This window comes from Methylomonas sp. LWB (genome assembly GCF_001856095.1).
Taxonomy (GTDB): Bacteria; Pseudomonadota; Gammaproteobacteria; order Methylococcales; family Methylomonadaceae; genus Methylomonas; species Methylomonas koyamae_A.
In genome coordinates, this window is the sequence record NZ_MKMC01000045.1 from 107,652 (window position 1) to 122,740 (window position 15,089).

Consider the following 15,089-nt stretch of genomic DNA (forward strand, 5'->3'; position numbering starts at 1 on the left):
GTGACAAATTGGAGAATTTTGTAAGATTTTTTCCACCGAGTTTCTTTTTTCAACAACCTGTTAGTGCTGATTTACATTCGATTAAAAAACTAAATTCAGGCTCCTATTACGCTTGCAGGTTGGAGCTTGCGAAAGTTGGAGTTCCCAATCACGAGCTTGAAAGCAAGCGAATCGACCCATCGGACAATATTGTGGCACCAACCATCTCCAGTACTAGGGAGTGACAGAGGGGCTTCGCGTTGCTCATTCCAGCTTACGCATTTCTTTTTGAAATCGCGTTCATATTGCCAAAGCTGCTGGGTTGTGGAATGCGTGGAGCAACGCGAAATCCATTGATAAATATAACGATACACCGATATCTTATGCTTACGCTTGTAATTTCAGTATATTTAACTAGTTATATTTACGACTAATGCAATGGGTTTTTCTGGCTGCACTTCAAGAAGTTACAACATAATTTTGTATGAAATCCCATTATTTCAATTAATAATAAAATCAATAAAATCTCGAAACACGAGTTCATTTCCTTTCAAAGTCTCATTAGATTTGACAGCATCTTCAACAATATGTTGTAATCGAGACTTAAGATCAAGCATCTTCAATCCATTTAAATCCGCTCGCTCATTAAGCAATTTTATAATTGTTGCATCAAACTCTGCTTCATCTAGCCGCTTAAAAATAAAGCATTGATTGTGCTTTTTGCTCTCGTAAATTAAGGTTGGCAATTCATCAATTCTGGTTGGAAAATTGCATTTTGTGTTATTAAGATATTCATAGTATTGCCTGTCTTTATTTTGTATGACAAATTTATCTTTAATATTTATTATCACGGCGCCGTTGGTATCACCGATCTGCTCAGCATACCCTTTAAATGCATATAATAGCTTTCTATTCGGTGTTGATTGGGTTATATAATATGTTACGGTTCTCATTTTATCTATATCTTTTGCCCTGCTAAGATAAAGGTTATCTGGCGGCGCATCTGCTACAGACTCAACAAGCATATCTCTATCTATATCACCAAATACTAAGAGAGGGTAATAGCATAATATAATTGAAATGCATGTGTCCCGTAGGATAGAAAAAGTGCATTTTTTCATCAAAACTCTCCGTCATTTCCGTGGTTGTTTAGTTCGTCAAGTGCAATTGCCATGTACTCTTTATAGTTATCGATTTTTCCATTTACAGCGTGGGGCCTTAAATTGTATTTCGGCCTATAAGCTTCTTCCATCATCTTTTCCATTTGGAGTTCGATTTTTTCTTTTTCCAACTGAGATATATTTCGATTATTTATAAGCTTACCCTGTAACACCGAGAATTCAGGGGGAATAGATGGTGGTTTTGATGCTAGCTCAAGCGCTGAATTCATAAACTCTGCTTGGATGTTTACTAAATTATTCTCTAGAGTAGAGGTATCGTGTTCATCATTAATATAATTATCTAAAAAGTAAGCCGCAGCCAATCTGGCTGAGTCTTTTTTAAGCACTGAAGAAAGAACTGCTAAATATTTTTTTCGCATAAAGTTGTTTTCTCGCAAATTCAGCATAACTAACTTATCTATTTCAAGTTCACTTACACGAAATTTTTGATCTTTAAGCCATTTGCGCATATGTAATTTGGCATCCTTTCTAGTAATAGGCTTTCCGTTTTTATCATGACTTAAATGGTTAAAAACAAGTGCCGATAATACTCCTTCTATCGTTTGAGCATGTTCAACATCTGGTCTATTGAGCGTATGAAATGCTTCATGGAGCAAAATTGTATTTAGTGAAATATCGTCATTTATATATCTTGTATACATTCCTTCCGTGATATAAACATCTCCGTATTTGCTGCATGGAGAAGGGTCAAAAATATAAACATTGGAATATTCTTCTTGATTACGACAAAGTGGGCCTTCGGACTCGGCTCTGGTTAAAAACACCTTTCTGGGATGAGATATTATATGTGTACGGTAAGCCTCTAATAATGCTGTTGCCTCTATTTCAGATGCAGATGCTATTTCTAAAGAATTAAATTGGTTAAAGAAGCCTGGATAGGATTTGCGGGCTCTTGCATCCAGCTTCAGGAGTTCAGATCCTGGAGTAATAGCACTAAAAGCCTTCCTTAGTTCATCATTTTTATTTAACACTTCTATTGATAATTTTTCATAACGCTGCAAATCATTAAATGCACTTTGTAATAATAAGTTATATGCTTTTGTAAGCTGTTCATTCTCTACAATGCTAAGTAACGAGTCTTGTAGCTTGATGTATTTTTGGCGCTGAATAGTATCAATATCTTTTATTACATTATTTATTTCGTTGCCATCTACGTCGACCAAATTTTTAACGCTCTGCCTTGACCTATGAGTAGTATTTTCGGCGTTGACAAAATTACTGAAAGTCATTAACACAGCTAAAAATGGAAATAAATATTTTTTTTTCATTCTCATTACCTAAAATAGTATAGAAACAGCAATCTATATTTAAAATAATAACATTAAGAAATCAATGCTAACAATTGGGTCAGCATATAACTGTGAATTTTGATTTGAATGACTCAAGAAGCTCCTGGTTATAAAAGCTATGACGAGTAAATCAAGGATGCGGTGAACGAAGTGAACCGCATAGCTCGTGTCATTCTCTCGCCACTATCTTCGATAAGTCGATTTCATCACCCCAATTCTCGGGATAGACACCCATTTTCACGCAGGGGGCGTAGCGATGAAAGCTTGAATGTGGCTAGTCTTTGACCGCCCGCACCCAACCATGCTTCACGGGGTTCCAGTGAATATAATCGATATGTTGCCTATAGTCGACCTCATCTCGAATAAGAAGCTCCTAGAATCGTCTCTGCCAGATACCTCGCTCGCCTCGTTTTTCTCGACTCTTTGAAATTCTCTCGCCTCTATCAATTTGCCGGGAAAAATAAGCTTTGATCAAACCCCAGCGGTAGAAAAATCGGAATCGCCAACTGGCAAGGTCAAAATACAATGCAAATGCTCGGGCAACACAACCATCGCGTCAATTTCAAAAACGTGACGGCCTTTAACCTGCGTAATAGCCATTCGTAATATAGTCATCGCACTTCAAATTTCGGTTTTTTGATCCCCTCACCCCAGCCCTCTCCCGGAAGGCGAGGGAGCGGATGCGTCGAAATTTGAAGTGCGAAAGGTATAGATCGATCTTGTCCGTCAACAATCGATTGCCGTGACGCTCCGCCAAATTAACCGTAAAAAACCACGTGGCTCCGGGATATTGAAAACGGCGGTAGTTTGTCATTTTTTATGGCGTTCTTTTCTCGATCGATGCGGTTCGTGTCTCACCGCATCCTACATGAGTGTCAGCTTCAAAGTGAGGGTTTGCCATTTCGCAATAAAGCGACTAAATAATTCTACTTTGTCAGATTTAAGCAATGCCGTCATGTCCGCTGGGATGCAGGCATCCAGTGCCATGTATGGCAAGCTTAGCTCCGTCCGTGGAGTCTGGATTTCGGCTATCCCTGCCGAAATGACGAGCACTACCGAGAGTCTGGCAAAGTAGGGGCTGTTGCCGTTTTACATGGGTAACCAAATAAAAGCGCAGGCCAAAGCGACGAGGCTTTCAAAATTGCGTTTCAATTTGTCATATCGCGTCGCGATGGCTCTGAAATGTTTCAGTCGCGCAAAGACATTTTCAACGAGGTGGCGATATTTGTAGAGGCACCAATCCATTCCGTCATTCCCGATGGTTGAATTCTGTTTTCTAGGAATGATGGGCACACTCCCTTTCTCTCGAATTTGAGTCCGTAAGGGTTCACTGTCATAACCTTTGTCAGCAACCGTGTAGTTAGCCAAAGGCAGTTTAGCCACTAATTTCGGTGCCTCTTTGCAGTCATGGACTTCACCACCGGTGACCGAGAAATGAATAGGAAGCCCGCAGGCATCAACGGCCATATGGATTTTCGTAGTGTTACCCGCGACTGATTTCCCAATCGCGGCATCCTGTTCATGGGCCGCGCCACTACTATGCTGATGCGCTTTCACGATACTGCCGTCAATAAAGGTCCATTCCAAATCCGGTTCCACAATCAGTCCCCGAAAGATGCCCATCAGTTTTTCTTGAAGCGACCAAGCATTGAATCGTTTGTAAACGGCATTCCACTTGCCAAACGTTGCAGGCAGGTCTCTCCAGGGACAACCGACTCGCATGCGATAAAAAATCCCTTCTACCGTTTGCCGGAGCGATGGCTTGTCATAAATCCCTAGGCTTAACATGATGGCTTTGAGTTTATTCCAGTATTCATCCGTAAATAGCTGTCGGGGCATCGGTTGCTTGTCTTTTGATTGAAAAATCAATCTAATGAGGCAGAGCCGCTCAATTTCAAGGCTATTGTTTCAAAATGGCAACAGCCCCTAGAAATAAGTTATAGTCATCGCACTTCAAATTTCGGTTATTTGATCCCCTCACCCCAGCCCTCTCCCGGAGGGCGAGGGGGCGGATGCGTCGAAATTTGAAGTGCGAAAGGTATAGGTGGCGTTACCGGTCTCGTCATGAACAAACAACAGACCAAGCCGCAAGCCAGCGAAGGGAAGACCGTTTGCGCTCAAATATTCTACACAAGCGCCTGAAATGCGCCGGACTCTATCATAATCGGCCAGCAAGGTCGTTTCCAGTTTCGCGGTGAGAGCCGATCGAGACCGCACCGCGGTTCCCTCCATTATTGCACCGCCCTCCCCGCACGATGCCCATCCGGAAAGCTGCATGGCTTCTGAGGTTTCCGCCGCCGTGATACCATGATTGCCCTCACATTTTTCATTTGCACCATCAAGGATTTGGTCATGCCGAGCTCAAGCTCACGCTTACCCGTTCATTTACTGTGGATAGTCATCGCCGCGATCGGCGCTTTTACCGTAGCCGGCATTGCCCTGCAACGCGGCGAAACCATTAATAGCTTGTGGATCATCGTCGCCGCGATCTGCGTTTACGCCTTGGGCTACCGTTTTTACAGCGCCTTCATCGCCGCGAAGGTGTTGATGCTGGATGCCGGCCGGGCCACGCCGGCCGAGCGTTTCGACGACGGCCGCGACTTCATGCCGACTCACAAATGGGTGGTGTTCGGCCATCATTTCGCGGCGATTGCCGGCCCCGGCCCGTTGATCGGCCCGACCTTGGCGGCGCAATTCGGCTATTTGCCCGGCACGCTGTGGATTTTGATCGGCGCGGTATTGGGCGGCTGCGTGCAGGACTTCGTCACCTTGTTTTTTTCGGTGCGGCGCGACGGCCGATCGCTGGGCCAGATGGCAAAGGACGAACTCGGCGCGATCGGCGGCGGCGCGGCGATGATAGGCGTGATGATGATCATGGTGATCTTGATCGCGGTGCTGGGCCTGGTGGTGGTCAACGCGATGAAGCACAGTCCGTGGGCGACATCCACGGTGGCGGCGACGATTCCGATCGCGGTATTGATGGGGCTGTATTTGCATAATCTGCGGCCCGGCCGGGTCGCCGAGGCGACCTTGATCGGCGTGTCGTTGTTGATCTTCGCGGTAGTCGGCGGCGGCTGGATAGACGAGAATCCGACCTTGCGCGCTTGGTTCGATTACGACGCGCCGCAATTGGCGGTGATGGTGATCTTGTACGGCTTCGCGGCGGCGGTGTTGCCGGTCTGGCTGTTATTGGCGCCGCGCGATTATTTGTCCACCTTCATGAAACTGGGCACGATCGCGGCGCTGGCGGTGGCTATCGTCGTGTTGCGCCCGGATTTGAAGATGCCGGCCTTGACCCAGTTCGTGGACGGCAGCGGGCCGATTTTCGGCGGTAAGTTATTTCCGTTTGTGTTTATTACGATAGCCTGCGGCGCGATTTCCGGCTTTCATTCGTTGATCGCTTCCGGCACCACGCCCAAGCTGCTGGCTAACGAAACCGATGCCCGCTTTATCGGCTACGGGGCGATGATGATGGAATCCTTTGTCGCGATCATGGCGATGATCGCGGCCAGCGTGCTTGAACCCGGCGTGTATTTCGCGATCAATAGCCCGGCGGGCATCGTCGGTGCGAATGCGGCCGATGCGGTCGCCAAAATCAGCAGTTGGGGCTTTCCGGTCGGTGTCGAGCAAATGCAGCGATTGGCGCAAACCATGGGCGAATCGACGCTGTTTGCCCGGACCGGCGGTGCGCCGTCGTTGGCGGTCGGCATGGCCAATTTGTTTGCGCAAGTTTTCGGCGCAAACATGCTGGCGGCCTGGTACCACTTCGCGATCATGTTCGAAGCCTTGTTCATTCTGACCACGTTGGACGCCGGCACCCGAGTGGCCCGCTTTATGTTGCAGGACATGTTGGGCAATTTCGGTATCGGCGCCGGCCAAAGCAATCATTACGCTAGCATCATTTTGACCAGCGGCGCGGTGGTCGCGGCCTGGGGTTATTTCCTGTACATGGGTACCATCGATCCGTTAGGCGGCATCAATAGCTTGTGGCCCTTGTTCGGCATCGCCAATCAAATGCTGGCGGCGATCGCGCTGTGCGTCGGCACCACGATTTTGGTGAAATCCGATAAATTAAAATACGTTTGGGTCACCGCCCTGCCCTTATTCTGGCTGATCGTGGTCACCAGCAGCGCGGCGTGGGAGAAACTATTTTCGGCGGATTTACGAATCGGTTTTTTAAGCCACGCCGAAGACCTATCGGCCAAACTGCAGGCCGGGACGCTCAGCGCGGACATGGCCGGCAAAGCGCCGCATCTGATTTTCAACGATTACCTGAACGCCGGCTTGACCGGCTTGTTCATGCTGATCACCTGGCTGCTATTGGGCGATACCTTGCGGGTGGTGTACTGCGTGATTGCCGGCAAGGATTATCCCCGTTCCAGTGAGTCGGCACATATTCCCAGCCGACTGGTGGAGAACTGGGTCAGGGATTGAAACCGGTCGATCAGCGGGCGCGCTTGTCGCGCTCGGCTTCCAGAGCTTTATGGCGCACATCGACATAATTGCTCCCGACTTGTTGCCAGAAGGTGGCGGCCGCCTCGGGGTCCTGACTGAGCAATTTGACGGCAATGGCGCCGTTGGCGCTGATGTCGGTGATCTGGGCATCGATATCGACGACGGCCCGACTCTTGACGATACGCTTATCGGCTTCGAAGCGTAGCGTCACCGCTTCGCCGGTCCGAAACACGATGTCTTTTTTGAAGCCGCCCAAAAATTTCAGCCGATATTCCGGCACCGATTGGAAAGGCAATACGAATTCGGCATGCCACCGAAATGGCGGACATTGGATAGGGCCGGCGTTCTTCGGGAAATGTACCGTATAGCCGTCATCGACCTTGGCCTTGATGACGCCCTTGGTATAGATGTCGCGGCAGTTGGTTAGGACGGTGTCGCCGGGCGCCAGTTCATATTTGGCCCAGGCCGGATTTGCGGCGGTCAACGCGGCTATGAATAGCCAAGCGGCGGTTAGTACCTTCATCGTAGGCTCCCGATTGTCGTTTTTGATAGTCCCTGAATTGGCCCCGATATTACCTATACCGGGGCTGACAAGTCTGGCGCTAGCCTATCGGGAAGTCAAGCCGGAGCCGGCCGAGCGGCTAACGACCGACGGCGTTGGGTTGCGGTGTAATCCCGGTGCCGCGAAACGGCCCCAATAAACTGCCGACTAAGGGATCGGATTCGTCGATGTCGACCGTGACCATATGGCCGGTGTTGGTGCCGAGATAAGGTTGCATTGCCGCGGCCAAATACGGAAACACCAAGCGCAAGTCGTTACTGAGGCCGCTGCTTTGCACATTGGTGCGCCAGATTTGCTTGCGTTGTTGGCCCTGCATAAAGGCCGCCGTCTCGCAGGCTTCCAAGGACAAGAAGCGCCGAAAGGTGGTGTAGGATTCGACGCGCTGGCTGTAGCCGCCAACGCCCCAACCGGGATAAAACCCCCGATAGCCCCGGTACATGCCCATGCCGTAGGGACCGTAAGGATAGAAGTCGTTCCACATCGGCACGTCATATGCCAATTGCCGCGACTCCGGCGATCCGACGCCGTAGCTTAAAAACATCACCAAATCGCTGTTTTGCGGCTTATCGGCCTTGAGGTAACCGCGATTGTTCAAGATTTTTTCTATATACCCGGCGAACTCGATGAATTGTAAGTCTTGCGGGTTGCCGTCGGTATTGCCGGGCAGGATGACGTAACGCTTGCCGGCGACGGACTGTACGGCGGCGGTCAAGGCATCGATCTCGGTACGAAACCGCAACGGCTGCGGGGTCGTCGCACAGGCGCCGGTCAGAGCCAACAATATCAGGGCTAGAAAGCGGGTAAAAATGAGCTTATTCGGTCTGGTTGTCATAATTCAATCCCTCGTCGTTAAGTAGGCTGGTTTGCCTTAAATGTTGCTCCCTCAGCCGCCGCTGAATGTCGGCGGCGACCTGTTTTTCGTGCTGCGCGGCCTGATGCGCCAATTGGTCGGCCAGATGCAGACTTTCGGCCAATCGCCGGCGCGCCGCTTGTTTTTCCTGGCTGCGCAATTCGGCTTCCTGCCGCATTTCCTGCAATTCCATTTCGTGGCGCAGGCGTTCGGCTTGCAAGCGTTTTTCCAGCGCCAGTTGTTCCGCCAATTGATCCTGTTGGGCCGCCAACAAGCGGCATTGTTTGTCGGCTTCGATGGCCTGGGCTTGCAAGTCCAATTCGGCCGTTTGCGCCAGATGCTCCAACTGGCGGCGGCGCTCGGCGATTTCCTCTTGCTCCAGCAAGCGTTGCTGACGTGCCAGTTCCAAGGTTCGGTCGCGGTTGAACTCGTAGGTCTTGCGCAGCACGTTCAGATAGACGCTGTCCCGACCCAATTTCACCGATTCGAATTCGCTAAACTCGACGTCGATTCGGCACATCGCCTGCGCTTGTAGGCTTTGTTGCACGAAAGTCTCGGCTAAGGCCAACGCCATCCGCGCTTCGACAGCGTTCAGGCCGTTTTGTATCCAGGCGCCGTCGGCCAGATTGGTTAGTTCACGTTGTACGACGTCTTCGACGATGTCGGCATAACGTTGTTTGATATGCTCGTTCAGATGCTCCAAACGGTCCAGATTCTTCATCGCATAGTCGAAAGTCGCCTGAAAGCGCAACTCCAAACGTAAATCCAGCGTGCAAAATTCGTCGAACAGTTTGATCTGTTTGCGCTGCGGCCAGTAGGCAATCGCTAACGGGTACAAACGGTGATAAAAACGTTTGATGAAGCGCTTGGGGCGTGGGTAATATTTTTGGTAAGGCCCCAAGCGACGCAACACCATTTGCCGATCGGGATCGAAATCGGCCACCCAGGGCATCGCATCGGCGGGATCGCCGTCGGCCAAATCGGCGCCGGTCAACCATGCGTCGAGTTCGGACTGCTCGTTAGGCATCGCCGGCTCCACGACTGGTGTCCGCGGCTTTTTGCTTGATCGCGGCGATTTTATCGGACATTTTCTCGGCGATCAGCGGATAGAGGTTGGGAGCAAACTCCACGGTACGCTCGTCGACCTTACGCAGAAAGCCTCGGCTGAGCAATAAACCGACGACGAACATCCGCGACCAATCCGAATAGCGCCGAGCCTTTTCCAGGTCGGTTCTTTCGATGATCATTTCCAGTTCGTCGTTTTCGTTGATCCGAAATTCGCTGAACTGGCGCAGGCATTCGAACACCAGTTCTTCCTCCTGCTCGGTTAACGGTCCCGGCGCGGTAAATTCCAGGCGATAGGACAACAACACCGTGAAGAAATCCACCATCGCCGCGCAAGCGAAGGCAAACCACGAGAAACCGCGCCACATCGCGAACGACGGTTTGACTTCCTCGGTGAACTGCTTGTAAGTCATCAACAGCGGCGCATCCGGCAAGGCCTCGCCGCTACCGCCAACAATCTGGTTGATTCCAGCTTGCAGGTCCTGATAGCTTTTCAGGAACAATCCGTAGGTAGTTTCGACGTCGCGTGTCACGTCCAATTCGTTCAAATGGACTTGCAATTCTCGCAGAGGTGCGTCCAGCGCCGCAAATGCTTGTTCCTGTTGCTGGAAGCGCTGTTTCTTCTCCTGGTAGAGCTGGTTGTAATGCCGCCAAAACGGACCTTCACCCACTTGGTTTTTATAGCCGGGGGCAATTTGATTGTGCGTGCCGAAATAAGCTTGCGACACGTCCAGCGACGCTTGGTCCAGCGCCTGTTTTTGCTGTTGTAGTACGCGGGCCTTGAGCTGCAATACCGCATCCAGGTATGTTTTGGTTTGCTCGCGCAACTGATGCAAACGATTGATGTGCAGGGTTTCTGCTTCGGAAATCTCGTAAAACTTGAAATAAGAGAACGTCACCGACGCCGCCAAGGCTATCGTCAACGACGCGACGACGCTGAAAAATCGCATCCGGTTGGCTTTCCAATGGATACCGGCGATTTCCAACGAGCAGATGACGATGATGGATTGAATCGCGATGGTAATGACCAACGCAATCCACGGCGTAATAAAATGGGACAGGCCGTAGTAAGTGGTGAATCCGGACGAAAGGCTCAACATCAACACGATGGGTATCGTCCAGATCCGCAACATGCTGACGAACAGCGTCTGGATGCGGTTGATCAGATAGCCCAGACCGCCGGAGCGCGATTTAAGTTTGATGTCCGCCATAGGTCTCGGGAAACGGATTAACGGCGGCCGGTGAACCGGTTCAGCCCATGCTCAGATAGCGTTCGCCGGTATCGTGGGCGATAGTGACGACGGATTTGTTCGGCCCCAAGCGCTCGGCCACCCGCAGCGCCGCACAAATACTGGCACCGGAGGAGATTCCGACCATGATGCCCTCTTCGCCGATTAGACGTTTACGCATGGCCATCGCCTGTTCGGTGCCAACCAGCTCAATGCCGTCCAGCAAATCGACATCCAAGTTCTTGGGCACGAAACCGGCGCCAATGCCTTGAATTCTATGCGGACTATGACTGCCGCCGGAAATGACCGGCGATTCGGCCGGCTCGACCGCAATCGCCAAAAACCTTGGATTCCGGTTCTTGATGACGTCGGCAACGCCGGAGATGGTACCGCCGGTACCGACACCACAGACGAAAGCATCAACCAATCCGTCGGTCGCCGACCAGATTTCCTGAGCGGTGGTTTGTCGATGCACTTCCGGGTTGGCGGGATTTTCGAATTGCTGCGGCATAAACGCGCCAGGCGTTTGTTCAACGATTTCCCAGGCTTTAGCGATTGCGCCCTTCATGCCTTCACTGCCGGGCGTCAGGACAATCTCGGCGCCGTACAAGGCCAGCAACTGCCGACGTTCGACCGACATGGTCTCCGGCATCGTCAAAATGCAGCGATAGCCGCGCGCCGCGCCGACCATGGCCAGCGCGATACCGGTATTACCCGAGGTGGGCTCGACAATCGTGCCGCCGGTCTTCAAGTGCCCCGATCGCTCGGCCGCCTGGATCATCGCCATGCCGATCCGGTCCTTAACCGAGCCGCCGGGGTTACGAGACTCCAGCTTTACGTAAACCGTCGCGGAGTGCTCGGCAACGACTTTTTGCAGCTTCAACAGCGGCGTGTTGCCAATCAATTGCGTCACATTGCTTGCCGTAGCCATTGAGTCACCTCAATCAGATCACTTGTCTATCTTAAACGCTAAGAATACCGGGTTACCGTTACGTTGGACAAGGACCGCGATCGATTTCTCGGCCGGCAGTTTGGTGATCACGCTGTTGAAATCCGCCGAATCGCGGATGACCGTGTTTTGGATTCGCAGAATAATGTCGCCCGGCTGGATACCGGCATCCAACGCGATACCTTTATTGACCTTTTGTACCAACACACCGTTTTTTTCGACCTGAGCTTGCTGACGCTGTTCGCTGGTCAAGTCGGCCACCACAATGCCCAAGCGGTTGATCTGCGTTTCGGCGGCTGTCGGCGCGTTCGATAACGCAGCGGTGTTTTGCGCCGGCAATAAACCGATTTTGACGCTGATATCCTGTTGTTCGCCGTGACGAATGATCTTGACCTTGGCCTTTTCGTCAATAGGGGTCACGCCGACGCGGGGTGGCAATTCGCCGGAGGTTTCGATGACGTGGCCGTTGAATTCGACGATGATGTCGCCGATTTGCAGGCCGGCTTTTTCCGCCGGTCCGCCCGGCACGACCTTGGCGACCAACGCGCCGTGCGGTCTATCCATGCCGAAGGATTCAGCCAACTGGCGGTTGACGTCTTGAATCTGGACGCCCAACCAGCCGCGCGAGACTTTACCCTTGCTTTTGATTTGCTCGACCACGTTCATCGCGACATCGATCGGAATCGCGAACGACAATCCCATGTAGCCGCCGGATCGGCTATAAATCTGCGAATTGATGCCGACCACCTTACCCTGCATATTAAATAACGGTCCACCGGAGTTGCCCGGGTTGATTGCCACGTCGGTTTGAATGAACGGCACATAGTTGCCGTCTGGCAGGCTACGCCCTTTGGCGCTGACAATACCAGCGGTGACCGATTGATCGAAGCCGAACGGCGTACCGATCGCCAAGACCCATTCGCCAACCTGTAGTTGCTCCGGAGCACCGATTTCGACGACAGGCAAATCCTTGGCATCGACTTTCAGCAATGCGACGTCCGTGCTTTCGTCGGAGCCGATCAATTTGGCGATCAATTCGCGGCGATCCTTGAGCTTAACGACGATTTCCGACGCGTTATTAACCACATGGTGATTCGTCAGCAAATAACCGTCGCGGGATATGATGAAGCCGGAACCCAGCGAATTGGTTTCGCGGGGGGTGTAACCGCGTCCCGGTCCCTGAAAGAAGCGCCGGAATAATTCTTCCATTTCAGGCGGCACATCCTGCGGAATTGGCTGTTGGTCGCCGTCGGCTTGCGGGTCGGTGGATTTTTGCGTGGTGCTGATGTTGACGACAGCGTCGCCGTTGGTTTTTACCATCTCGGTAAAGTCCGGCAATTGCGCATGGGCGGCGGCAAAGGCCGACGCATAGTAGATCAAGACTCCGAAAAACAGCCTATTCAGCATGTAAGCTCCAAATTTACAAAGAAAAACGAATTCGCGCGTTTACCGCAACACAATACCGGCGGCGATCATTTCGACGGTTTTGGCGGGCACTTCGCCGAGAACGGTGATTTGTTGTTCTCCAAGGATTCGACTGACCGAATTCACGGAACCGAGCGTATGCAAACCTTCGATGCCTTGCGCTTCCTTAGCTTCTCGATAAACCGAAACCGTTGCGAAACCGTCGCTAATCAACAAATGATCCACCGCTTTGCCGGACTTTTCGATTGAATTGCGGATGAAAAACACCGGTTCGAAGCCGGGTGGCCATTGTTTGAGTTCGAAAGGCGCTTGCTCCAGCGGCTCGGCCTGACTGGTGTGGATATGTTTGGTGTGGAACCGACTGTCGTCGCCGGTGGCCGCAGCGGGGGTCGCCGTGCCGACACCGTCCCTGCTGAGATCGGTAAACACCACTTGTTCCAGCGTGGTGCCGTCCAGGTTGTACACTTCCACTTTTAACGGCAGGTAGAACTGGGTGTCGATCCAGATCTTACGGATGTAGCGCAGATCGTCCTTGGGTTGAATCGTGACGATTTGGGTTGGGAGCATGGCAACCGCTTCCTGCCCCTCCAAACCTAGTTGATAATTTTTTTCCAGGCCCGCGGTATTCCGCGGCATGTTGATAATAAAGGAACTATCCAACGGGTGATGATTGACGATTTTTTGTTGGGTTTCCTTAAAAATGCAGGTCACTTCGTTGGACTTTCGGACGACTTCCCGCATCGGCGAATTTAGGGAAGTCAAACGTTCTTGCTCGACCCCGTTCTCAACCAGATGATGGTACTTCATCGTGTCGAGTTGGCCGTTCTTCATGAAGATGATCGTACCTTGAAAACTGAGGGTCTTCATCGCGAGACTCATATTTTCCAGCCATTTCAGGGCACCGCCGGCCACATCGTCGGCTCGGACGGTTTGGCAAACCACCCAAAACAGAAACACCGCTATTACTTTCACGCCATCATTCCTGTTGGTAGCCTACAACGCGGGTATAGGGCTGCTGACGCGGCTCGCTGTTCACATACAAAGAGTTATCGTGGGCTTGCAGATATTCCTTGAAGCGGGCATGCATCTCGCCGGCGGGGATTTGGCGTTGCGCGATCGTTTCTACGCCGCCAAATTTGGCAGGCTGGTTTGAGTTCATGTAACTGGCCATCCAAACAACCGCCAATACGGCCGAAGCCGCTATCGCCAGCGAGGCTTTCCGCCAATTAAGGACCGGTTTTTTGCGAGGTAAGAGATAAATGGGCTCGGCCCGGATTTCGCTATGTATGCGGTCGGCGAAATCTTTACGCAGCACGATACATTCGTCGCTACGAAATGCCTCTCCGATGATCTGGTAATGTCGCAATTTCGCGCCGAGTTCGTCGTCGTGGCGTAGGCGCTGCAGGAGTCGCAACGCTTCGCCGTTGGCCAGATCGTCGTCCACCAATTGAGAAATTTTTTCGTTAAGTTGGTCTTGCATCGAAATACCTTTAGTCGAGCAATGGGTTAAGTTTTTGTTCTATCGCTTCCCGCGCCCGGAAAATCCTGGATCGCACCGTACCGATCGGACAATCCATCGCGATGGCGATTTCCTCGTAGCTCATGCCTTCGAACTCGCGTAGCGTGATCGCGATCCGCATTTCCTCGGGCAAATTTTCGATCGCCGAGCGTATTACTCGAACAATTTGTTCGTTGGCTAAGACGCTTTCCGGCGTTTCGATATCCTTCAATTGCGGAGCATTTTCAACCTGCTCGGCATCTTGAACATCGACTTCATAGTCAAAATGGCGTCTGGAACGGGACAGCAGGTAGTTTTTCGCGGTATTGATGGCGATCCGGTACAGCCAAGTGTAAAAAGCGCTTTCGCCGCGAAAATCGCCCAACGCCCGATATGCCTTAATGAAGGTATCCTGAGCTACGTCCTGCGCCTCGCTGGGATCTTTGACGTAACGGTTCACCAGATGGACGATTTTATGTTGGTATTTGATCACCAAGAGATCGAAGGCGGATTTATCGCCTTGCTGCACGCGTTGCACTAGATCTTGGTCCAAATCCTCGGTCTGCCTTACTTGCTCGTTCACTGCTCTGTTTTGATATAAAAGTGG

The 15,089-nt window shown here is 51.3% G+C and carries 13 protein-coding genes; 1 reads left to right on the forward strand and 12 read right to left on the reverse strand.

Annotated features, from left to right (window positions below):
- Positions 1-479: 479 nt before the first annotated feature.
- From BJL95_RS16780 to BJL95_RS16795, 3 genes are all read right to left on the reverse strand, one after another.
- Positions 480-1,100 carry a hypothetical protein gene (locus BJL95_RS16780; RefSeq protein ID WP_139306296.1) on the reverse strand — a complete coding sequence of 207 codons (621 nt, stop codon included), beginning with the start codon at positions 1,098-1,100 and terminating at the stop codon, positions 480-482.
- A complete protein-coding gene (locus BJL95_RS16785; RefSeq protein WP_139306297.1) occupies positions 1,100-2,428 on the reverse strand; it encodes a hypothetical protein in 1,329 nt (442 codons plus the stop codon). Before BJL95_RS16785 ends, BJL95_RS16780 begins: the two co-directional genes overlap by 1 nt.
- Positions 2,429-3,538: 1,110 nt before the next feature.
- A complete protein-coding gene (locus BJL95_RS16795; RefSeq protein WP_071159566.1) occupies positions 3,539-4,288 on the reverse strand; it encodes an IS5 family transposase in 750 nt (249 codons plus the stop codon).
- A gap of 513 nt (positions 4,289-4,801) precedes the next feature.
- Here BJL95_RS16795 and BJL95_RS16800 point away from each other — a divergent pair.
- Positions 4,802-6,883, forward strand: coding sequence for a carbon starvation CstA family protein (locus tag BJL95_RS16800; RefSeq protein WP_071159900.1), 2,082 nt, complete (start codon positions 4,802-4,804; stop codon positions 6,881-6,883).
- Between the two features lie 10 nt (positions 6,884-6,893).
- On the opposite strand, the gene BJL95_RS16805 is transcribed toward BJL95_RS16800, so the two are convergent.
- The 9 genes from BJL95_RS16805 to rpoE form a co-directional block, all read right to left on the reverse strand.
- Positions 6,894-7,427, reverse strand: a complete 534-nt coding sequence (locus BJL95_RS16805) for a hypothetical protein (protein ID WP_064026596.1) — start codon at positions 7,425-7,427, stop codon at positions 6,894-6,896.
- 118 nt (positions 7,428-7,545) lie between these two features.
- Positions 7,546-8,298, reverse strand: coding sequence for a hypothetical protein (locus BJL95_RS16810; RefSeq protein WP_071159568.1), 753 nt, complete (start codon positions 8,296-8,298; stop codon positions 7,546-7,548).
- Positions 8,279-9,343 (reverse strand): cell envelope integrity protein TolA, encoded by a 1,065-nt coding sequence (locus BJL95_RS16815; RefSeq protein ID WP_071159902.1) that lies wholly within the window; start codon positions 9,341-9,343, stop codon positions 8,279-8,281. The genes BJL95_RS16810 and BJL95_RS16815 overlap by 20 nt, the downstream gene beginning before the upstream one ends.
- Positions 9,336-10,592: a hypothetical protein gene (locus BJL95_RS16820; RefSeq protein WP_071159570.1), complete on the reverse strand. Its 1,257-nt coding sequence runs from the start codon at positions 10,590-10,592 to the stop codon at positions 9,336-9,338. Before BJL95_RS16820 ends, BJL95_RS16815 begins: the two co-directional genes overlap by 8 nt.
- Before the next feature lie 40 nt (positions 10,593-10,632).
- Positions 10,633-11,541, reverse strand: a complete 909-nt coding sequence (gene cysK / locus BJL95_RS16825) for a cysteine synthase A (protein WP_064026603.1) — start codon at positions 11,539-11,541, stop codon at positions 10,633-10,635.
- A gap of 18 nt (positions 11,542-11,559) precedes the next feature.
- Positions 11,560-12,966, reverse strand: coding sequence for a DegQ family serine endoprotease (locus BJL95_RS16830; protein WP_064026605.1), 1,407 nt, complete (start codon positions 12,964-12,966; stop codon positions 11,560-11,562).
- Positions 12,967-13,005: 39 nt separating this feature from the next.
- Positions 13,006-13,956, reverse strand: a complete 951-nt coding sequence (locus BJL95_RS16835) for a MucB/RseB C-terminal domain-containing protein (protein ID WP_071159572.1) — start codon at positions 13,954-13,956, stop codon at positions 13,006-13,008.
- Between the two features lie 4 nt (positions 13,957-13,960).
- Positions 13,961-14,464, reverse strand: a complete 504-nt coding sequence (locus BJL95_RS16840) for a sigma-E factor negative regulatory protein (RefSeq protein WP_071159574.1) — start codon at positions 14,462-14,464, stop codon at positions 13,961-13,963.
- A gap of 10 nt (positions 14,465-14,474) precedes the next feature.
- Positions 14,475-15,065 (reverse strand): RNA polymerase sigma factor RpoE, encoded by a 591-nt coding sequence (rpoE, locus tag BJL95_RS16845; RefSeq protein WP_064026608.1) that lies wholly within the window; start codon positions 15,063-15,065, stop codon positions 14,475-14,477.
- Positions 15,066-15,089: the final 24 nt, after the last annotated feature.

Coding starts and splice junctions, on each gene's coding strand:
- BJL95_RS16780 (WP_139306296.1), bottom strand. CDS start 1,100: ATGAAAAAATGCACTTTTTCTATCCTACGGGACACATGCATTTCAATT.
- BJL95_RS16785 (WP_139306297.1), bottom strand. CDS start 2,428: ATGAAAAAAAAATATTTATTTCCATTTTTAGCTGTGTTAATGACTTTC.
- BJL95_RS16795 (WP_071159566.1), bottom strand. CDS start 4,288: ATGCCCCGACAGCTATTTACGGATGAATACTGGAATAAACTCAAAGCC.
- BJL95_RS16800 (WP_071159900.1), top strand. CDS start 4,802: ATGCCGAGCTCAAGCTCACGCTTACCCGTTCATTTACTGTGGATAGTC.
- BJL95_RS16805 (WP_064026596.1), bottom strand. CDS start 7,427: ATGAAGGTACTAACCGCCGCTTGGCTATTCATAGCCGCGTTGACCGCC.
- BJL95_RS16810 (WP_071159568.1), bottom strand. CDS start 8,298: ATGACAACCAGACCGAATAAGCTCATTTTTACCCGCTTTCTAGCCCTG.
- BJL95_RS16815 (WP_071159902.1), bottom strand. CDS start 9,343: ATGCCTAACGAGCAGTCCGAACTCGACGCATGGTTGACCGGCGCCGAT.
- BJL95_RS16820 (WP_071159570.1), bottom strand. CDS start 10,592: ATGGCGGACATCAAACTTAAATCGCGCTCCGGCGGTCTGGGCTATCTG.
- cysK (WP_064026603.1), bottom strand. CDS start 11,541: ATGGCTACGGCAAGCAATGTGACGCAATTGATTGGCAACACGCCGCTG.
- BJL95_RS16830 (WP_064026605.1), bottom strand. CDS start 12,966: ATGCTGAATAGGCTGTTTTTCGGAGTCTTGATCTACTATGCGTCGGCC.
- BJL95_RS16840 (WP_071159574.1), bottom strand. CDS start 14,464: ATGCAAGACCAACTTAACGAAAAAATTTCTCAATTGGTGGACGACGAT.